This is a genomic window from Vibrio sp. R78045 (genome assembly GCF_042466085.1).
Taxonomy (GTDB): domain Bacteria; phylum Pseudomonadota; class Gammaproteobacteria; order Enterobacterales; family Vibrionaceae; genus Vibrio; species Vibrio cyclitrophicus.
This window is the reverse complement of sequence record NZ_JAXHBS010000013.1, coordinates 367,980-388,698: the sequence shown is the minus strand read 5'-3', so window position 1 is coordinate 388,698 and position 20,719 is coordinate 367,980. Positions and strand designations below refer to the sequence as shown.

At 40.9% G+C, this 20,719-nt stretch carries 17 protein-coding genes and 2 pseudogenes; 4 read left to right on the top strand and 15 right to left on the bottom strand.

Annotated features, from left to right (window positions below; translation table 11 throughout):
* Window positions 1-2 precede the first annotated feature (2 nt).
* From SJY39_RS12245 to SJY39_RS12220, 6 genes are all read right to left on the bottom strand, one after another.
* On the bottom strand, window positions 3-1,415 hold the full coding sequence (locus tag SJY39_RS12245; RefSeq protein ID WP_372275650.1) for a TraB/VirB10 family protein: 1,413 nt from the start codon (window positions 1,413-1,415) through the stop codon (window positions 3-5).
* Window positions 1,415-2,137: a type-F conjugative transfer system secretin TraK gene (gene traK, locus SJY39_RS12240; RefSeq protein WP_372275652.1), complete on the bottom strand. Its 723-nt coding sequence runs from the start codon at window positions 2,135-2,137 to the stop codon at window positions 1,415-1,417. The genes SJY39_RS12245 and traK overlap by 1 nt, the downstream gene beginning before the upstream one ends.
* A complete protein-coding gene (traE, locus tag SJY39_RS12235) occupies window positions 2,134-2,694 on the bottom strand; it encodes a type IV conjugative transfer system protein TraE (RefSeq protein ID WP_048663622.1) in 561 nt (186 codons plus the stop codon). The genes traK and traE overlap by 4 nt, the downstream gene beginning before the upstream one ends.
* The gene (gene traL, locus SJY39_RS12230; RefSeq protein WP_016800278.1) at window positions 2,694-2,999 is read right to left on the bottom strand and encodes a type IV conjugative transfer system protein TraL; all 306 of its coding nucleotides are present in this window, start codon (window positions 2,997-2,999) and stop codon (window positions 2,694-2,696) included. Before traL ends, traE begins: the two co-directional genes overlap by 1 nt.
* Before the next feature lie 41 nt (window positions 3,000-3,040).
* A complete protein-coding gene (locus SJY39_RS12225) occupies window positions 3,041-3,343 on the bottom strand; it encodes a type IV conjugative transfer system pilin TraA (RefSeq protein ID WP_132960179.1) in 303 nt (100 codons plus the stop codon).
* Between the two features lie 174 nt (window positions 3,344-3,517).
* Complete coding sequence (locus SJY39_RS12220; protein WP_372275655.1) at window positions 3,518-3,889, bottom strand: hypothetical protein; 372 nt, start codon at window positions 3,887-3,889, stop codon at window positions 3,518-3,520.
* Window positions 3,890-5,257: 1,368 nt separating this feature from the next.
* On the opposite strand from SJY39_RS12220, the gene SJY39_RS12215 reads away from it, so the two are divergent.
* Both SJY39_RS12215 and SJY39_RS12210 read left to right on the top strand, forming a co-directional pair.
* Entirely contained in the window at window positions 5,258-5,971 is a 714-nt protein-coding gene (locus SJY39_RS12215) for a KilA-N domain-containing protein (protein WP_372275657.1), read from the top strand.
* Between the two features lie 164 nt (window positions 5,972-6,135).
* Window positions 6,136-6,276, top strand: a pseudogene (locus tag SJY39_RS12210) (L-threonine 3-dehydrogenase); the annotation flags it as partial.
* A gap of 455 nt (window positions 6,277-6,731) precedes the next feature.
* On the opposite strand, the gene SJY39_RS12205 reads toward SJY39_RS12210, so the two are convergent.
* Entirely contained in the window at window positions 6,732-8,654 is a 1,923-nt protein-coding gene (locus SJY39_RS12205; RefSeq protein ID WP_010428884.1) for a monovalent cation:proton antiporter-2 (CPA2) family protein, read from the bottom strand.
* Entirely contained in the window at window positions 8,654-9,271 is a 618-nt protein-coding gene (locus SJY39_RS12200) for an NAD(P)H-dependent oxidoreductase (protein WP_010428887.1), read from the bottom strand. The genes SJY39_RS12205 and SJY39_RS12200 overlap by 1 nt, the downstream gene beginning before the upstream one ends.
* A gap of 306 nt (window positions 9,272-9,577) precedes the next feature.
* On the opposite strand from SJY39_RS12200, the gene SJY39_RS12195 reads away from it, so the two are divergent.
* Complete coding sequence (locus tag SJY39_RS12195) at window positions 9,578-10,654, top strand: low specificity L-threonine aldolase (RefSeq protein ID WP_010428890.1); 1,077 nt, start codon at window positions 9,578-9,580, stop codon at window positions 10,652-10,654.
* Between the two features lie 116 nt (window positions 10,655-10,770).
* On the opposite strand, the gene SJY39_RS12190 is transcribed toward SJY39_RS12195, so the two are convergent.
* Entirely contained in the window at window positions 10,771-10,896 is a 126-nt protein-coding gene (locus tag SJY39_RS12190) for a hypothetical protein (RefSeq protein WP_016769172.1), read from the bottom strand.
* A 265-nt stretch (window positions 10,897-11,161) separates the two neighbouring features.
* Between SJY39_RS12190 and SJY39_RS12185 the strand changes: the two genes are divergently transcribed.
* Window positions 11,162-11,596, top strand: a complete 435-nt coding sequence (locus SJY39_RS12185) for a YccF domain-containing protein (RefSeq protein WP_032544929.1) — start codon at window positions 11,162-11,164, stop codon at window positions 11,594-11,596.
* 92 nt (window positions 11,597-11,688) lie between these two features.
* Here SJY39_RS12185 and SJY39_RS12180 read toward each other — a convergent pair whose 3' ends face one another.
* The 6 genes and pseudogenes from SJY39_RS12180 to SJY39_RS12155 all read right to left on the bottom strand — a co-directional run bounded on the left by SJY39_RS12180 (window position 11,689) and on the right by SJY39_RS12155 (window position 20,469).
* Entirely contained in the window at window positions 11,689-12,570 is an 882-nt protein-coding gene (locus SJY39_RS12180; protein ID WP_010428896.1) for a hypothetical protein, read from the bottom strand.
* Between the two features lie 249 nt (window positions 12,571-12,819).
* Window positions 12,820-13,536, bottom strand: a pseudogene (locus SJY39_RS12175) (iron-containing alcohol dehydrogenase); the annotation flags it as partial.
* 189 nt (window positions 13,537-13,725) lie between these two features.
* Window positions 13,726-14,250, bottom strand: coding sequence for a hypothetical protein (locus SJY39_RS12170; RefSeq protein WP_372275659.1), 525 nt, complete (start codon window positions 14,248-14,250; stop codon window positions 13,726-13,728).
* Window positions 14,250-16,472, bottom strand: a complete 2,223-nt coding sequence (locus SJY39_RS12165; protein WP_372275660.1) for a hypothetical protein — start codon at window positions 16,470-16,472, stop codon at window positions 14,250-14,252. The genes SJY39_RS12170 and SJY39_RS12165 overlap by 1 nt, the downstream gene beginning before the upstream one ends.
* Window positions 16,473-16,479: 7 nt before the next feature.
* Window positions 16,480-18,819 carry a hypothetical protein gene (locus SJY39_RS12160; RefSeq protein ID WP_372275662.1) on the bottom strand — a complete coding sequence of 780 codons (2,340 nt, stop codon included), beginning with the start codon at window positions 18,817-18,819 and terminating at the stop codon, window positions 16,480-16,482.
* A gap of 15 nt (window positions 18,820-18,834) precedes the next feature.
* The gene (locus tag SJY39_RS12155; RefSeq protein ID WP_133149006.1) at window positions 18,835-20,469 is read right to left on the bottom strand and encodes a site-specific integrase; all 1,635 of its coding nucleotides are present in this window, start codon (window positions 20,467-20,469) and stop codon (window positions 18,835-18,837) included.
* Window positions 20,470-20,719: the final 250 nt, after the last annotated feature.

Genomic DNA, 20,719 nt, shown 5'->3' with positions numbered 1-20,719 from the left:
CCTTAATTTAGTTGTTGGTTAACTTCTGCCGCGAGAGGGTTGAGGGTGATGGTTTCTAAAAGGGTGTCCGGTTTTGCTCGCTCTTGCTCTTTTGCTTGATAATCAACATAGCGTTTGATTACTTCCTCATCATCGAGAGGGAACCCTTTCGTAAAGACGATATTCACGATGCCCCCTGGATTGATTTCGATGAAGGGGTGATATAACTCGGCTAAGGCAATGTAGTAATCCGAAAGCTTACTCCCCACGTCTGAGGTGGCATTGCCCAATAAACTTAATCCCACATCCTTGCTGTTGAGGCTCGACGTTGAGCCCAGCGCTGAGGTTGAGGTGGTGCTGGCCAATCCCGCCCCCGTCTCACCCAGTCCGGTTAAGATGCCTGAGATGCCCGCCATTTGGACTATCTTACCGTTACGCAAAATCGAAGTACCACGGATGCCATTGCGACCAAAGTTAAAGACGGTGCCTTGAACGGGGATATCTAAAATGCGACCGTCCCGAATGCAACTGAGGGTGTGAGTGCGCGCCACGCCGCGATTCGAAGAGAGGTCACCGTACACGCTCCCAATGATGGTGCAGTCTTTGAGGTGGCTCTTTTCGCCATTAGGCAACACGCCTTCATGCACGGTTTGAAACACGATGGGGGCGGTATCACTTTGACCAAACGCTCCGGCATTGGCATCCGCGCCACCGGTGATTTTGGCGGTCACAAAAGTGCCCGACGGGACGTAATTGTCGACGGTGCGTTGATACGCTGACTCTGAGGAGGCTGTCCAAAAAAAATCAAACGAGTCAAACGCTTGTCCTTGGTCATCAAACGAGGCCTTATCGGCGTTGCTGTATTGAAAGCTCTCTTTTTGCAGATCATTGGTGGCGTAAGAGGGCAAAGGTTTGGGAGGAAGTGGGCGCGATCCAAACGGCGCAGGCTCTCCCATGACGGTGAGGTTACGGGTTTCCTTTGAGGCTGGTGATGGGGTTGATGGCAAGGCGACGGTGCGCTGCACTTCTTGATGGCGGCGTATTTCATCGCGTAAGGTTTCGTTCTCTTTTTTCATTTGTGTGAGCGTATTTTCATTGCTCGTTATCAAACGTTCGACGTCTCGATTGAGGTTTTCCATCTTCTCTTTTACGTCTTCAATGTCTTGACCTTGTAAGGTCAAGGCTGAGCGGTTGTCTTTGTCGGTAAAATCATCAGTAATGATTTCCCCAAAATTGGGGGCTGACTCACCGACTTCTTGCGCATTATCAAGCGAGGAGCGAGGTTGTTTAAAGGCTTTAAATGCAAAAAAAATCGCGACCAAGAGCGCAACGGCCAACAAGCTGAGTATTTGGTTGCGTTGCTTACTTTGCTTATTGGCATTGACTCCATCCTCTAAGTTCGACTCTCTTAAAAGCCACTGTTTAAATCGTCTCATTAGTGTCCTCCTGTGATGATGTACAGATGGGTGGATTCACCTGGGGCCAAGGTATAACGATCAAGCGAGGCGCTCCGGCTGGCGTAACTGTAAAATTGCGCTTCGGTCAGTGTCACGGTGTCACTGGATTGATTTTTAACTTGATAAATAAGCCCTGAGAAAGGGCGACCGACAAACAGGGTTTGCGGAATAATGGCCAGTGGTGACGTGTCTTTAGGGAGTGTCTCTGGGTCAATCGGATGGACACGAAACCCTGGGATAGGCGTCTTGGAGCGCTGCCAATGTATCATTTGTTTGGAGAGTTGCCCCAAGGCCAAAGGGTATTCGAGGTCTTTTTCAAAGACACTTTTCTCTTCAGTAGAGCGAAGCGAAATGAACTCGCTGACCACCGCAGGGACGGCTTTAGGATTAATAAAAAGCGAGAAATTTTGGCCTTTTTCTGTGGTGACGTGCGCGGTAAAAGGCAAGGCGATGTTGAGTTTGACGGTAATAGAGCCCGATTGGTCTCGTTGATTGGCTTTAGCGAGACAAAATCCTCTAGGGCAATGAAGGTTTAATATCTTGTCGTCTTTCACCACTAAACGATTGGTGTTGACCGAGGATAAGGGCAACACAATGGTGTCATTTTGCTCAAAATAGTAGGTCTTTGCGTCAATCGTATGGGCGTGGCTTATGATGGGTAACAACAAACCAACAAAAGCATAAATCAAGCGTATTTTCATAACGGTATCTCTTTAGCGATGGTGTGAAGTTCAATCAAGCCACTTGAATAATTGGCTTGGAGTAGATACGTCACGGGCTCAGGGTCGAGTGTGCGCCCCGCGATGGTTTTGTTGAGTGTGCCTCTGACCCGTATTTTCATTTCATTGAGATTGATAGACAGCGTGTCAACTTCAAAAAAACTGGTGACGTCGTTCTCGATGATAAATTCGGCTTCTCGCATTAACTTGTCTTGTAAGCCGCTCCAGTATTTAGGCGGCACGTAGGTAATGAGTAAGTTGAATTGACGTTTAACGTTAGAGGGCGTGACATTAAATTTTAGGTGTATCCACCAATCGGCCATCATAGAAAGATACGCTTCATCAACCGCATCGCTTGAGATCGTAAACGCTCGGTCGATATGAGGTGGCACGAAGGTGCGCTTTTCCGCTTGGTTTTGACTTAATAAAGCAAAACTCAACCCAGCGGTTCCTAAGGCGGTGATCAACACCACCGCGGTGAGGACGTAATTGATAAAGCGAGCCGCTTTAAGCGCCTCGCCGTTATGTTCATTGAGCATCAGTAAATCCAATATTTTTTTGTGGCGGGGGGCGTGCGTTTAAAAATGGTTTTATTCGCTGTGTCATCCCCATACCAGTGGATGAAGTGAATGATGAATTTGGGGCCGTGTCGGACTTTTAAGCTGCGAATGGTGAGGAAAAAGCCGATACACACGGCGACTGCGACCAACCGATTGATGTTGAACAACATCAAAAACAACAAGATAGAAGGGAGTATTTCATCGATTGGAAATCCGACTATTTTGACGTCGGTTTGTAAGTAGTTTGGAAAAGCGAAGAGGGTTTGTTTGTCTTGATGATCCATGGTGAAATAAGGCGAATAGTTTCGCGCTCTCCTTATGTGGTTTATAAGCCTACAAACCCTTTACCGACTTCCCAGAACACCACGCCAACGAAAAAGCCGATGATGCCACCCACCCAGTTCTTTTGCATGATGCCAACGATGATGCCGCCAATCAGGCCTGCCACCAGAATGTAGAACTCGCCAGAAGACCCCGTTCCGACCGTGTTGGTCACGGTATCTTTACCACTGGCAAAAAGGTCATCAGCGTAAGCGGGTGACGCACAGGCAAAGTAGACGGCCATGAGCGTACAAAAGTGACGCCAATACGTAAGAGGAAGGTTGAAGCGTGAGGTTTTATCTTTCATGTGGTTACCTTTAAATGTAAATAAAAGAGGCACGACATCGCACCGCCTTTATCAAAAGGGGTGTCGTGCATCTGGTGGGTTGAAAAATGGTCGTTGTTAGTTCCCCATATTTTGGGGAATGCTTTGGGCCGCATGAGTGAAGGTGTTGCCGTTGAGCCCCATGGTTCTTCTCGATTACATTAAAGGCAACAAGGAAGCGTTTACATACTTCAAACCGCGATTGCGACTGACGTGTTGTTTCCAATTTTGAGGGGTCATGATCGTATTCTTGAGTTTACGATAATGTTTTTTGCGAGCATTCTTTGATGGTGGTGGCGTGAGTTGACGGACTGATTGGGTTTGTTTTTGAACCGAAACGAAATGAACACCTTTCCAATAGAAAGGAAAGGGGAGGCGGCCAGTAAAAGGCAACAAAGCAGCAAATGCCATGTATTCACGCCCGACCGAGCCCAGTTCTTTGAAGCTGACAAAATCCCCTTGTTCAACAAAGCGGTCCAATAAACTCACCGCCTCATCTTCACGACAATATCCGTATACAATTTGCATTATTTTAACTCCTTTTAAGGACATTGTTTTGCTCTTTTAAAAGAACAAAACAATGGGCTCTCTCTCAAGAGCCGTGCTACAAACTGGCTTGTGCATTCTTGTAGTAGAATACGCACACCCAAAGGGTGTGGTGTCTGGTATTCCCAAGTAACTCTGTTGAACCACTCAACCAGCATGCTTAATTGAGTAGAAAAACAGCCTTGGACGTCGCCCCAGATAAGGCTCCTGAACTTTTTAGGCATATTACGCAGGCCTGCGCCCATCTGCGGCGCTTTTTGCAATAGTGAAGGCAGCCACTCTTACGGTGATGCGGGTGTTGGTATGCAGATGGAATAAAAATCCGACGAATGTGTTTTTCGACTTTGATTTCAAAGACTGCGATATCAACGTAGTCAGTATGAATTAACATGAATGAGGAAGACAATGTTTGAAAACACCGGAAACGCACAATGGACTAGGTGTTCGACACTCTTCTTTATGTAAATCACTCTCGTTTGAGACTATCCAAGAAGTAGTTAGACCAAACAGATTTACGTGAGTGGTAATAAGCTGATATTGCCTTTCTAAGAGCTTTTATATCTTTAGTCACTTTAGTGTTCGTTAAAACACCAGCCCCCGTAGGGTGCTTCTCTACAGACTTGAATGGGTTTACCAGGGAAGTAAGTATTCACTTTCTGAAAGGGCATTGGGTTGAAAAATGTCCATTTACCTGATTTTTCAAAATTTGATAGGCTAGGAACGTCAGCACAATCAGGAGCGTTTTCCCTGTGTTCAAAGGTGGTCCAAATGAATTCAGGATGATTCCTTGTTCTTTACACTGTATGAATCCCAACCTAGTCCATTAGAACATTACTCTTTAGTGTTCCGTTGATCTCAACATTTTTATGAACAGTGGAAATCTTTTAGGGTTGTCGTTATTAGATATCGATTTCCATGAGGTTTTTACTTCAGTGGGATCTGGAATTATTTTTGTTTTGATCTTGTCTATGTTCACGGGGTAGGCCAGCTGATTGTAAGAACCGCGCTTTATACAATATGCAACGTTCTTAAACGTTTGACACCGATCTCCCACACCGTTAATCTGTAAAGGCACTGGCAAAATCCAGTGTCGGGATTGGACCCCCGTTTGAATTTCTCGGCGCATAAGTGCCAGCATATTGCTGGTTTTTTTTATGTGTGGTTTCAGCGCATCCAAATATAGGCAATTCGTTTAGGGATTGTACTATCAATATTATGGTGGGCTGGGCGAGGCAGCTTTATGCTGGCCGTGTTCCGAGAGAGCGGTAGGTCCAACCTTGTTCAGTTCACCACCCATTGATTGGACCCTCTGAGTGGTGAAGAAATCTAATTTATCTCTCGGAGGTCACCATGACCAATCTAACTATTCTTTCTAAATATATCCGCACACTCGATAATTTGTACTCGTTAAATGATCTGCATAAAGCAAGTGGTGGACATTCAAAACATAAGCCTGTTCAGTTTCTTCGCAACCAGCAAACTCAAGAGTTGATTAATGAAATTGAGCAAAGTGCTAATTCGCACTTTGCTGTAAACACCAAACGTGGCGGTAGTAATGCGGGGACTTGGGTATGCAAAGAATTGGTCTACTCATACGCAATGTGGATTAGCCCAAAATTCCATCTAAATGTCATTCGTGCGTTCGACAGTATGACAACAAACCAAGCTCCAGCATTTCCAATTCCAACCGTTCCGCAAGACCTATCTTTAAACGACTTAATCTTTGAACTGGCCAAGGCGAAAAACGTAACAACGCAAACTGTACATGCGCATTACAATTCTGTATTCAATACTAATGCTTGGTCACAAGAGCATGGTTTCGAACATGCATTGGCAAAAAGAGTACTTAAACAAGACTTAGAAAATGAATTGCGTAGTCAAATCCCAGAACTACAGTTACTTAAGCAGCAAGCGAGAGAGCATGGTCTAGCATTAGTGGATGGAAGTGAATACCAAAGCTTTCAAGGCCGAATGCAAATGCAGCAAAAGCAACTCGAGAAGTTGGTAGATGATGTAATGGCGTTAAGTCGAAATCATAGTGTGCTGACAAGACATATTTTGTGATAGGTATTACTAATCTTTAGTAACTCAATGGGAAATTAGACGAGAAAAACCATATTCCTGACTTGGTTTTCATCTGATAGCTCAAAATATGTCGCCATTTTGTCGCCATTGTCAATTTATATTTTTTGTAAGACCTTGTTCTTAAATGATTTAATTTGCAACTGTATATAGTGGCTTCACTAATCCAGTCAGGCCTAGATCTAACACCAATCATTACTCACCACTACAAAGTGGACGACTTCCAGAAAGGCTTCGACATGATGCGCTCTGGTATGTCAGGTAAAGTAATTCTTGATTGGGAATAAGCTTTAGCTGAGTAACAAGATATTAGAAAGGCGACAGTTTTTACTGTCGCCTTTTTTACATCTCGGAACTCAAGAAAATGGGCGATATGATCAAGGTTCAGTTGCCCATTTTTTACAGCAATGAGTTGTTAACCCAATGCAGCAGCCTGCATGATTAGGCCACAGATGTAAGCGCCGTATGTACCGAGTGCGTAACCAAGTACAGCCATTCGACTTGTATGGTTTATATGTCGAGGAATGTTTCAACAATGTAAAAATTGAATTCATTTTTACAGAGCGATGAGAAATTAAAAATAATGGGTAGATCACATAAATCCTAAAGATCGCCGAGTTTAGCACGCTCTACCTAGTTAGCCGGTGCCCTGTTCGAGCTGTAGGTAAAGGTATGGGCAAAGAAAAAGCGGCATGAGAGCCGCTTTCTGAATTGGTATAGAGAATGGTTAGCTAGAACTTGCTTAGGACTCCTCTTCCTCAAAGCCGTCTGCATAACCTTTTGGCGGTGGTGTCCAGCCACGTTCGGAGCGAGAATGCTTGTCTGAACGGTCTTTTTTCATGTCTTCTTTCATCGCTTCTTCCAGGTGAATGAAGATCTGTCGGTAGTTATTGTCGTAGCGTGGATTTTCTTCGGCTTCAGACCAAGCTTGATAAAGCTTTTCAGATTTACGACTTTCGACACGTTGATACGTTGATTTTTGCTGTTCAACAAAAAATGGATGATGCCCAAGAGAACGCAAGGCTTGTGCGCCCATCTCAAGTGCTGAATGGTACGTTTCTGATTCCACAAAATCGGCGCCGGCTTCTCTTAAGCGATAGCTATGACCACGGTCAAATGCACGCGCCAAGATTTTAACTTTTGGATACGTGTGTTTTACGTACTTCACTAATTCGACGCTAGAATCTTGATTATCGATAGCAACAACAAGCATCGCGGCTTCTTCGATACCCGCGGTATGCAACAAGTCGTGACGAGTAGCATCACCAAAGTAAGATTTAATATTGATGGAGCGTAATAAGTCCACTTGGTTTGCTTGATGATCCAATACTACGGTATTGACGTCATTTGATACCAACAAGCGGTTTACTATCTGACCAAATCGGCCGATGCCTGCAATGATAACGGTACCTTTCTCTTCTATTTTGTCTTCTTCTCGATCGTTCGATTTTTGCTCGTAACGGGGCAGAATGACTTTATCAAACAGAATGAACAGACCAGGAGTTAAGAACATAGAGAGGGCAACAACCAGTGATAGTGTTTGAACAATATCCGCAGGTAATACATGGTTCTGTGCTGAGAAGCTGAGTAGTACAAAACCAAATTCCCCCGCTTGAGCCAAGCTCAATGTAAATAGCCAGCGGTCGCTGTTTTTGATTCTGAAGATTAAAGCCAGTGTAAACAACACCAAGGCTTTCAGCGCCATCACGCCAAGAGTTAAGCCAATGATGAGTGCGAAATCGTTAAATAGAACGCCAAAGTTGATACCTGCGCCTACCGTGATAAAGAACAATCCAAGCAATAACCCTTTAAACGGGTCGATGTTAGATTCCAGTTCGTGCCTGAACTCACTGTTGGCAAGTACCACACCTGCTAAGAAAGTACCTAGGGCAGGCGACAAACCAACAAGGCTCATTAGCGCGGCAATACCAATCACCAACATCAGTGCAGTTGCAGTGAAGATCTCGCGTAAGCCAGAGCTCGCAACAAAACGAAACAGTGGCCGACTTAGATAATGTCCACCGACGACCACAATCGCAATTGAAGCCGTAATAACAAGTCCGTATGCCCAACTTGGCAAACCTGCAACTAAACTGAGTTCATCATGGTGTGCAGCGGTTTGGGCGGCACTTTCTGCCAAAGCAACCAATTCAGGAAGAGCCAACAAAGGGATGAACGCCAGCATTGGGATAACGGCAATATCTTGGAACAAAAGTACCGAGAAAGCGTTTTTACCGCCTTCCGTTTTAGACAGGCCTTTCTCATTGAACGTTTGTAGAACAATGGCTGTCGATGAAAGCGCAAAGATCAAACCGATAGTTAAAGCAATCGTCCAAGGTTGACCAAAGAACTGTGCAATTCCCATCACGATAGCGGTCGTACCACCAACTTGAAGGCCACCAAGCCCCATCAATCGGTTTCTCATCGCCCATAGCATCTTAGGTTCAAGTTCAAGCCCGACTAAGAACAGCATCATCACTACACCGAACTCGGCAAAGTGCTGGATGGTTGTTGTCTCTTCGCCAACCAATCCAATGATGGGACCAATCACAACGCCAGCGATTAAGTAGCCGAGAACTGATCCAAGTCCAAGTCTTTTGGCAATAGGGACCGCAATCACGGCTGCAGTTAAATAGATAAATGCTTGTAGAAAGTATCCCGTCATTATTTAACCTCTGCCATCAATTCTTCCACAATATGGTTCAACTTTTCTGCCTTGTTGGCTCTTTTGATGTTGATATCACCTGCAACCAAGGCCTGTAAAAGCGTTCTGTAGCTATCGACATGTTGTTGAATACGGTTTTCTTCTAAAGCGGTACGAGATCCAAAAAGCGCAAAAGGCGCAAGATAGTTCATCCCACATAAAGACGCGGTTTGTTCAATTGGGTGAAGCAGTTCTCGAATAGTGAAGTGGTTGTAGCCATCACTTTGGTAAGCATCCTTTTTACCGCCAGCAGTGATGCAACACAGTAAGCTCTTACCTTGTAACTCGTTGCCATCGGTTCCATAGGCGAAGCCATACTCTAGAACGAGATCTTGCCACTCTTTGAGAATTGCCGGTGTGGAGTACCAATATAAGGGGAACTGAAAAATGATGATGTCATGGTCCAATAGGCGTTTTTGCTCACGATCGATGCTGATCTTGAACGTTGGATATTCGGCATAGAGGTCGACGCACGTGACACCGTCAACGCGTTTTGCTTGCTCAAATAACGGTTTGTTTGCTTCAGAACGATGTTGAGAAGGGTGTGCGAATAGCACTAAAACTCGATTTTTCGACATATAGCCCTCTTTGTATATAAACGAATAATACCTATTGGGATTATAGATATACAATAATAGAAGAATGCTTGAAGAACAACGAATTAGCTAATAGTGATTGTTTTTTCATTATCTCATTTCGTATAGTTTACCTTGTTTTAAGGCACTGTATTGTTTATACAATTCAATACTTCGAAAGGATATGAGCTTGTAAAACTAAATATTCGTTAATAATAAAAGCTAATATTTTTACTTTATGTCACCTTAACGTTAGAACGAAACCATTCGACAACTTTTCATACAATGATAACGAATAAAGGAAAGAGTATGAGTACAGATCTGCGTCAACAATGTGATTTTTTGCTTTCTGGTCACTTAGAACCAACTCCGGCACAAACATTCGCTCAGATGGCTCACTGGTGTGAAACAAATAATGTTACTCACGATAGCTACGGTGATGGCGAGTTTATTGAGAGTTTTGAAAAGAAAGTGGCAGATCTGCTCGGTTATGAAGCGGCTGTGTTTGTTATTACGGGCACCATGAATCAACCGACTGCACTAGAAATTGCGTGCCAAGAGAGAAGAAACCCAGTAGTGGCGATGCATGAATCGAGTCATATTATGCGCCATGAACGCCAAGGGTATCAGCTTCAAAATCGTTTTAGTGTTCTTCCTGTCGGTAACGTATTCCGCACTTGGAATGTCGATGACTTAAAGGCATGGCCTGATGAAATCGCAGCCGCATTATATGAACTGCCGATGCGAGAAATTGGTGGGCAGTTACCCGAATGGGAAGAGCTTGAGGCGATTAAACAGTACTGCAAAGAGCAATCGATTCACCTTCATATGGATGGTGCCCGCTTGTGGGAGTGTGGCGCGTATTACCAAAAGCCATACCGCGAGATTGCTAAGGGGTTCGATAGCGCCTATGTCTCGCTGTATAAAGGTCTCAATGGCCTTGGTGGTTCGCTACTGTTAGGCGATAAAGCTTTTGTAGCGAAGGCATCGGCGTGGATGAAGCGCCAAGGTGGTAACGTGTATCACCGAACGCCTTATGTGGTATCTGCTGCGATGCAGTTTGATGAGCGATTAGAACTGATGCCAGCTCTGTATGAACGCACCAAACAGGTTTATCAAATATTACAAGATTACCCTCAGTTCACCGTTAATCCGCGGCAACCGCAGGTCAATATGCTTCACCTTTATTTACCTGTGAACTACGAAGACGGCATTATTGTGAGAGATAACATAGCGAAGAAACACAAGATTTGGATAGGAAGCCCAGCGATCAGTGAGTTGCCAAACCAATGTAAGATTGAATGGTATGTAGGGGATAACTTACTAAATTTGCCTGATCATGAGCTGATAGACATTCTAGATTTTATTAGCGAAGAGCTGATTTGATCACGGAAGAGTTGAGTTGACTACAGAAGAGCTGACTGAAGAAGAACTGATCTAACTGAAATGGATACAGGAAAGAGTTCTTGTATCCATTTATATAGCTAGGATGTCCAGCTCTGTTACATATACTGGTTGATGTACACGTCGACCAAGAACATGAACACTGGAACCGTGCTGAGAAGCCCGAAGAAGACAATTGGCACCCAGTTCTTCATTTTCTTTTTAGGTTGCTCAGGGTTGTTCATAAATTCGGCCTTCAATTAGTTGTAGTTACAGTAGTAGTATTTGTAGCTGTCTAGCTTCGTGGTACTAAAAATCTAAGTGCATGGTATCAAATAAATGGGTTGAGCCCTATGTGGATTTAGAGAACCGTGGTGTGTATCAATCACATAAAATGTAAGTGATTCATAAGCGGTTCATAAAGGTTCAACAATAATGAACCTAATAGAACAAGCACTGCCTTACTCGGCATATAAAACAAATAACGTTCAAAAATTTGGAGAATACAGAATGAAAACAATAGGAAACATTATTTGGTTTCTGTTCGGTGGCGTATTTATGGGGTTAGCTTGGTGGTTCTTCGGACTGCTCGCATTTCTCACTATTGTTGGTATCCCATGGGGGCGAGCGTGTTTTGTTATGGGCAACTTCTCATTCTTCCCATTCGGTCAGGAAGCGATTTCGCGTGATGAACTAACCAATGAAATGGATATCGGTACTAGTCCGCTAGGTGTGATAGGTAATATTATTTGGTTCTTATTTGCAGGTATCTGGTTAGCAATAGGTCACATCATGTCAGCCGTGGCGTGTTTCATTACTATTATCGGTATTCCGTTTGCGATTCAGCACCTTAAGTTAGCGGTTATCTCTTTGGCGCCAATTGGTAAAACGGTTGTCGACAAGCGTGAAGCAGAAGCGGCGCGAGTAAGAAACTACAAAGGTTAAGATTACAGTATCATCTTGATTGAACTGAAAAAGCACATCGCATGATGTGCTTTTTTTATCTCTGGTTCGTTGCTTAAAAAGAAAACCAAGTTCTAAACGTTGTTGAATAGAACCTCTAACCTAAGTGTGAAATTGGCTTCTTCAATGTGCTTATCATAAGGCTCTCTTTCCCATTGGTAGCGAGGGGTTAGTTCATAGAATAACCACTCTTTCCAAACGTTTTGCCGATAAGTCACCGACACTTGTGAATATTCATAGTGGTTGTAAGGTTCGTTGGTTGCCTTGATAGTCGCGCTATATTGGAGAGCTTGATCTTGAGAAAGGTAGTGGTATAACGTCAAGCCCGTACCATATTCCCATCCTTTTAAATCATCGTTATAACCCGCAAAGTTCGACCATCTAGCTAAGAAATCATCACTTAGTGAAAGATCAAAATCGATATCGGTGATCTCTCCTGTCTCTTGCTTATCTTGATAAACACGTTGAGTCAGCCTAACTACGGCATCTGTAGTCAAAGGGTAGGTAAAACGATAGCGAGCTTCGATTCGTGGGCGCAGTGTTGCTTTGATATTGAAACTACTGTAACCCTTGGCATAGGCATCGTAGCGTAAACCTAATGCACTTTCTAATTCTTCTGAGTCGTTAGGGAAGAAATCAAAGAACTCTTCATCGCTGACTGATTCATAGATCAACTTCAACCGCTTACTGACAAAAGGAAGATGTAAACGCGCATTGAGTTTTGTTGAGTAGCCCACGTCACCACCTTCAGAGTAGATGAAATCGTTGTACCAACGGACGGACGTGCCAGCTCTAGCATCTTCTGTAATACGGTCATCAACAAAGAAGCTATCGAACCACAGGGCGGGTTGACAAAATTTACTGTTTAGGAAGTGGTAGGCTTTTTCTAAAGGAGCGTCTTCTAATGGTTGGCTGTGACACTCATTCTGTTCCTCCGCTTTAACAGAGTAGGACATGAGTGAAGCTAATAATGAGGTGCTAACTATCCAACGACTCAATGGAACCTGTTTGTTATTCTATATATCAATAGTTTAACTATAACCAAGCGATTACAACAATGCGACTTTTTAGTGGTTTATCGTGACTTTTGAGGTAGAGGCCGACAAATGAAAACGGACTCAGAAGGTGAGTCCGTTTGTGTTTACATTGATCTGTTTCTAGAACAATATTTGACCGAGCAAGGTCAAAATGTCTTAGTATCTAGATTACATTGCCGCTTCGAAGATTGCTGAAATCTCTTCGTGGGTTGCTTGTTTAGGATTAGTGAAACCACAAGCATCTTTCAGTGCGTTGTCAGAAAGTGTAGGGATGTCTTCAAGCTTCGCACCTAGTTTTGCGATACCTGTTGGGATATTTACGTCGTTTGCTAGTTGAACAATCGCGTTGATCGCTGCTTCTGCACCTTGCTCTGGTGTCATGCCTTCAATATTCGCACCCATTGCTTTTGCAACGTCACGTAGACGCTCAGGGCAAACCTGCGCGTTGTAGCGTTGAACGTGTGGAAGCAAGATAGCGTTGCATACGCCGTGTGGAAGGTCGTAGAAACCACCTAGTTGGTGCGCCATCGCGTGAACATAACCAAGAGAAGCATTGTTGAAAGCCATACCTGCCATGAATTGCGCATAAGCCATTTGTTCACGAGCTTCAATATCGTCGCCATGTGCTACGGCTGTTCTCAGGTGTGCTTGTACAAGTTCAATCGCTTTAATTGCTACTGCATCTGTAATTGGTGTTGCTGCGATAGAAACGTAAGCTTCGATTGCGTGTGTTAACGCATCCATACCGGTTGCAGCAGTTAATGATGCAGGTTTAGCAAGCATCAACTCAGGATCGTTTACGGAGATAAGCGGTGTTGTGTGTTTATCAACGATAGCCATTTTAATGTGACGAGCTTCATCGGTAATGATGCAAAAGCGGGTCATTACAATGGGTAACCTATTTTGACAAATTATTGGACTTTTGGGTGTCTATATATGATTAATCAGTTAGTTATATGTTCTATAACTTTCAAATTTTAGCTTTCATAGGTCAAAACTAAAACGTCCAACTTTAACGAGAAATGTACGAAATTTGGACGTTTAACATCGGTGAAAACGTCCAACATTGTGTCTCTAAACTTCTTTTAATCCGGCATTAATCGGCCTGACATTGTCTTCGAATTTCTTGATTATCCGCTCTTTCTTAGCATCAGGAATATTGTCCAGCAATACAAAAAACATTTCATGATGTTCTCCTAACTTCTTCTCCAAGGTCTTAGATAAGGTATCAGCCTGTTGCTTGTACATAGTGGCTGCCATACGTGCATTATCTCTTTCTTCCTCAAGACGTTCATTCTCCAATATCTTATCAGTACTTTCTAACTCTGACTTTGTAATAACCCGGCCATTTTCAGGTGACACGAACACTCCATTATCCGCCCAAGCCACTGTAGAATCAGCCTTTTTTGCCTTTATAAAGGACTTCACTTCAGGGAAATGCTTTAAAAACTGTCCTGATTCAATTTCAACATTTTTGTTGTTAAGTGAAAGGGTGTCCATTCTCGATTTCTGTTTTGGGTTTCCAGATAAAATGCTATCTATTGCTTTTAGAAAAACCTTAATCTTGGCCTGTCTTCGAGGTGAAATATAAACTTTCATTAGATAATACTCTTTATATTAATCAGGATGTTCTTAACAGCATCAGTAGGTTGATACTCCGTATAATCAACATTTAATTCTTTCATGAGCTTTTCAGCACTTTTTATTTGCACAACGGCTTTTGCGGCGTACGATGGTGATAACTCCCCGAGTTCCTCTGCAATAAGTAAATCACGTTGAGCTACTATGCGAATCTGTTCTGCATATTGAGCAAACTCAATAAAATCAAACTCACAATCTAAGCAATCACTTAAATCAATAGCAATACGCATTGAGCATTTATTATTGGTGCAATACATGGCTGGTGCAATTGCGTGGACATGTTGAGTCTTCTTTCGCAAAGTTCTTTTCCAATAAGCCTTGGATAAAAGCCTATCTCCAGTCCCTTCTACAAAATGATTTACGCCTCTTTGAGCGAGATTGTCACTGACAAGTTTAGCTTTACCACCACCAACTCTTCCTTTGCTTGCGATCTTATTGTAAATTCTGACCATTAAGTTTGCTTGTTGCTCCAAGCGCTCCTCTTCCGTCTCCCGATAAAATCTTGCGTAACTCTTAGCATTCCGTGCATACCATTTGGTCATAGCTAAAGAAAAGTGGGACAGTTGTTGTTTCAATTGAGGATAACTAAGCAGTTCATACCCAATAAGGTAATATGCTAAAGAGCGCCGTAATTGGTGGACATTAAAATGATAGATTGCGCCGAGTTCAGTATTGACTCTTCTTGAAGGGTCTGAAATATTGAGTTGCTTTAGATCCTCAGATGTTAGACCACCATGTTTTTCAGTAATAACGCCTCTTGCCCATTTCGCCACTTTGTCAGCAGCTTTAGTCTGGGGAATGTTATGCGACCATTTTTGATGTGAACCAAAGAAGCGGTGTTTATCTTCAGTAAAGAATTCTCTTAATGGTTGGTGAATAGCATTCATCAATTGATATGCTTTGGCTCCAAATTTACTTGTGACATAAACATCATTAATGGAGTTTTTGCCTTTAACTATTTTTGATTGGCGAGTTGTCAGCAAATATATCAACTGACCTTGAACTGTTGTAGACTGCAAGCCATAGTCTGAGTGCATCCTATATAGCTCATCAGTACGCATTCCCGACATAGCTTGAACCATAAATCGACATGCAGCATCAACCTGATAAAGAAACTTTTTGAACTCTTTTAACCCCGAAAAACGATGAAATGACAAGTTTAAGTCATACGAAATCGTGCTAGGTTTATATGCATATGGCATTATATCAAATGACTTGATATTAGGATTGAATGCGTTATATATATCAACCCAACTTTCACCGTCTTTGTAGTTATCAACAAAATCAATACCATTCATTTTGAAATGGTTCATTAATGATTTATATGTTTTTTGATCATAGTTGGCTGATGGAATGCGTACTCCGATTCGCATTTCATGAATATACCTTTGGGTTTCTTCGAATTGAATTTTTTGTATGTGCCTTATTTTATTCTGTATTTCAATACGATGATTATAATAATTGTCAATCATTTCTTCAGCTTCATCGATCAGAGTTTTGTAAACTGACAAAGGTATAACACAGTGCTGTTCCACTTCTGATTTTTTGACCTCTGGAAAATTTTTATTTATATATGAACCTGCGTCTTGTGGTCTGAATGGTATATCTTCCATTTTTGAAAACAGGTTTATAACTCCAATTTTCTTTTTATTTATATCAACAAATCCATTATCTATCGCCTCTCTAAGTTTTCGAGAAGTCAATTCACTAAAACTCCTAATTCCAAAGTCAGATAACTCCATCAATAGATTCTTTAGCTCTTGTGTATAGTTATAAACAGAATCTATTTTAGTGGGTTTTTTCCTTTCAAGAAATAGAGAGTAGAGCATAAAAACTTTAATCTCATCACGCATTTTACTTGGTAACGTAGTAATAATAGAATAGAACTCACCATCAAAATCATCAACTGAAGTAAACTTCATATTTGCTAGATAAAGGTTATCAAAATTTGATTTCTTCAAATGTTTCCTGAATCCCCAAATGTTATCTTTAAAAGATATAAGTATCTTTCCGTCATCTCCTACTAATATTGGGAAGTCATATAAACTTTTTAAGTCGCCACTTTTTATTACATCTAGTAAGGCGCTCTTTAATCCTTCAATATGTTTACTTGCATACTTATCCCATCTGGAGAATTTATATGCTGATACTTTACATGCACTTCCAAAAACACTGTCCATATCCCACCTAAATTATCAATTCAGCTACATCCATACTTCTTACTAGTGGGTGCAATCCCTCAAATAAAAGTCTTTTTTGAGCATTGTTAATAGTTTCATGAGGTATATTCTCATGAATTATGAGCATTAAGTAATGAGCTGATTTCATTAATTCACTTTCATCATCAGGCTTTTGAACTGCTTTATTTTTTAATATCTCGACGAACGAAATCATCTTATAGATTTGGTTTTCATCATCGGCCATCTTTGCACTATTACAGTAGCAGCATTGATCTAACTGATAGCATGGAATTGATTTTGCTTGTCCGACACCTAAATTTTCAGCTCGCAATGAGGCGGAACGATGTAAGTCTTTAGCTATATCCTTATTAATATCTGGCTTACCATTACATGCAAAGCCGTTTTGATTAAAGTACATCTTATCAGCGATTAGTTTATCGTAAGCTAAAACTTCTTTCTTTAAATATTTAAGTAGTTTTTCTTTGGCCTTTTCCTTTTCTATACCTTTAAATATCAAGGAGGCAACCTCCAAAGCTTGTGAGAATATTAACTGATTAAATTCTGGGTTACCACCTGAATAAGCAACGTCAAAAGTATTAATATCATTATCCAAGATCAGTGAACCCTCAGCACCCATATCCTCGTCTGAATAAAGCATCTCAGCAGTAAAGGACCTAAAACGCCTTGAGGTTAGGTCTAAGTAATAATGACCATGACCTATTCCGAGCCATTTTATCGTTTGATGTAGTGATGGTGGTAGTTTCGGATTGTTCCATACATAAACTTGACGCCCTCGCTGAGCTTCTTTCAATGGAATAAGATATTTATTTTCCTTAAAAGACATTGCCCAAGACTCAAGGTCTCTTATTGTTTGTTCATATTCAGCCGGAATATAAAACTCCCCAGAACCAATATCATTTTCGAATCCAATTGAAAACCCTCCTTCAGTTTTAGTATAAGTAAGTGGAATCTTCGCTCCATAAAATGATTCAGGTTCGTTGTAGCTAGAGATCAAGGCTATTGCGCAGGAACAGACTTCTTTGTAAGCTTTTCCCTTAGTTAAATTAATGGTTTTTTTTGAGACAACTCTTTCACCTTCCTCATTATTCTTGCTGAAAATTTCGAGGAATGCGTTTTTAGTCGCCAATGATAATGCTGCTGCAAATATATGGTTGCAAGGAGTAGTGTCAATTGGTTTAATATTCAACTTTTCTGATAGGAACTTCATCCACCCAATATCAAATTCAATGATCTCACTATTTTTACTCATACTCCAGAATAATGGTGCTCCCTTTTCTGTTGTGCCAAACATTTCAGCAATTTCAACTAGTTTTTCGACAAGATTAACCCCTGTCTTTTTTTCCACATCGACATCAAATTCGTTTTTATTAATATCATGAACTTCATCAGTTAACTCACTAGCTACAAACTTTCCAGATCTTGTTTTCCATAAACTTAACGATATCATTTTAATAGTTTTGTCTTTATAGTTTCTTTTGTCGATGATAATAGGATGTGCAGATTTTAGAATTACACTTTGATTGAGAGCAGTGTAAAAACAGAATAAGGCATAGCCAGAAAGCATGAGAGTATTAATTGGTGATTCACACTGACGGGTATTACCATTAAAGTTAACCTCACCTAATGAAGTTACTTCGACTGTTAAGTCATCTGGAACTGTATTGCCACATTTCAAGTAATGTTCTTTAACCGCGTTAAATAATGAAGCAAATACATTTGACAGGCGTTTAACTGCGATTTTTGTTACATCACTTGAATAAGATATTGTTAGTTTTTGATCTTTTTCTGAGAAAGGTTCACGTGCTGAATCCCATAATGGATCAAATGCTCCTGAAAGTTTTAGATATTTTCGTATATGCCCATTGCTGTTTAAAGCATATTTTTCAGTAATTCCAAGCTTGTCTCCATCATCATAATCAAAAAGAAATGGTAACGCCTCGTCGTTTTGTTTAATCAAGTTTTTTAGTTTACCATCATCACCTACATACCCTAAATATCCGTCTCTCGAAAACGGATCTAGTTTATTTTTGTCACACCAATACACATACCTACGAAAACTGTAGTAAGAATTTGTAAATGTGTATGTTGAACCTTTATCCATAAGTGCAAGATTGATGCCTCTTGCAACGTTTTTTACGTATTCAATTCTCTTAGGTATTTGAATGCCAGATTTATTCCCTGACTTAAAAAATAGCTCAGATAAATTAATAGTTCGCTTTAGGTGCTTGAATTCTAGCCATGATTCATTAAAATCCTTCTCAACCCTAGCTTCCCTTTGAGTTAGCTTAATTTTAGAGTTTCTGGCTAAAATACTTCTTCTTGCCATTTAGGTCACCTAAATTTAGTAAATCACTGATGTGAGGAAAGTATTTTTCTTCCTCGCTTGATTAAAGCGTTTGATTTTTTCATTTAGGAAATTTATATACTTTTCCGTTGATTTATTACTTTTGTGACCCATTAACTCTGCTAATTCATCAATAAGCAGGTCAATTGGACATTTTCGTTCCTTGCTTTCTCTAAGTAACCACCTTGTAGCAAAGGTGGAGCGTAAATCATGAGGTCTGTAATACCATCGTGGTATAGCTTTATGTGTTAGCCTTCTCTTTTCCTCGTGAAAATTTATTACCTCTCTTGATATCTCTTTCAGCTTGTCTTTAACAATTTTTGATAGACCTTTGTTTATTGCATCATTTATATCTGACCTTGAATCACTCATAAACCGTTGAAAGGTACTTTTAGCGTAAGGAAACCCCTTTCTAGTTACAAATAAACGGCCATGAGCATTATCACCGATTTGATTATCATCTTCACCTAATTCAATTCCTACTTTTTTAAGTGCTTCCATGCGCTTGTTTGATAGCTTGTACTCAAAAAGCTCGCCCATTAAAGATGATGGTATTTCAATAGTTCTGGGCTTACCATATTTCGTTTTACATCCATTATGTAACCCTATATTCACCTTAATGAAATCAAGATCTAGATACTCGTCAGAAATGTATGTTTCAGGAAAAGAAATTAACTCTTGCCCCCTTAAACCAGTTTCTAAAGACAGCTTAGCCATAAGGCTTAATTCTTTGTTAGCTTCATGCTTTAAATAATACTCAAACATCTCTCTATCGTCAGGAGTCATTGGTTTGAGTCTTTTATGTGGCTCGACAGAGTTTGTTAATGGAGAATTGGCAAAGCGCTGTACTAAATCAGATGTTTCTATCGTAATGAATTTTGCGCTATCTAGGTGAGACAACATACTCTCATTAACGTATTCGTAATTTTTAGTGAAATTTATTAATTCCTTTTTGTAAGGCATGTAGTCTTTATTAACTGTTAGGTAATTACATGAAATAAGCCAAGAGTAGAATTTAGCTACAACCCTTACATACAGCATTGCTGTTGACGGAGCGTATCCTTTTTTTATGGCAATACCTGTCTCAGAGTCAATCTCTTGCAAATTATCAAACAAATGGTCTCCGTAAAGACTTGGTGCTCCCTGTTCTGTATTTTCAGTCAAACTTCTGTAGGTCATTTGTTCCTTTATATTGGTTAAAGGGTGCGACCATTCACTTAAAGAACAGTACCGACAGAAATCCATTAGCGCTAAAGCCTCTCTCTCAAGAGTGCTGTATTTGAGTTTTCTAGCTGAGTTAGCTCTCCAATGTATATATGTATTTTCAAGGAAGGCCAGAGTTCCATTGGGTTTTACTATTAGCGGCAAATCTATCTTTTTTGGTTCATCTTTATCTTTTTGGTTCTGTGCATGAATGCTGGCCTTTTGTTCACCATTTATAATTGATATTTTGAGTTTTGGATATTTCGTTACATTCGCTTTTACGACAAGGAAGTCCTTCAATAGACCGCTGTACTTAACCGTGGAGGACTTGTCAGCATGCTTATCGATTTCATCCTGAGTAAAACCGAAGGCATCAATTTCCTCTTGTCTAAAGTGAACCTCATCCATTGTTTCACCTGCTAAATCCATGTGCTATTTGATTACTGTACAATATACAATCTAATCTAAGCATTGAGTCCATCTTTTGTCAAATTTTTAGCCCGACGCTCATTTAGGTAATGCCAAAGATTGAAACTAAAGTTAATCTGCTGAATTAAAAATGCATTTGTAAAGAAATCAGAACATTAACATGTCATGAATTAAGTGAAGTATGGAAAAGTCGCTTAACTTGATGTCTAGCGTTGATGATGCCGATCACACGAAGTAAGCACACATTGTC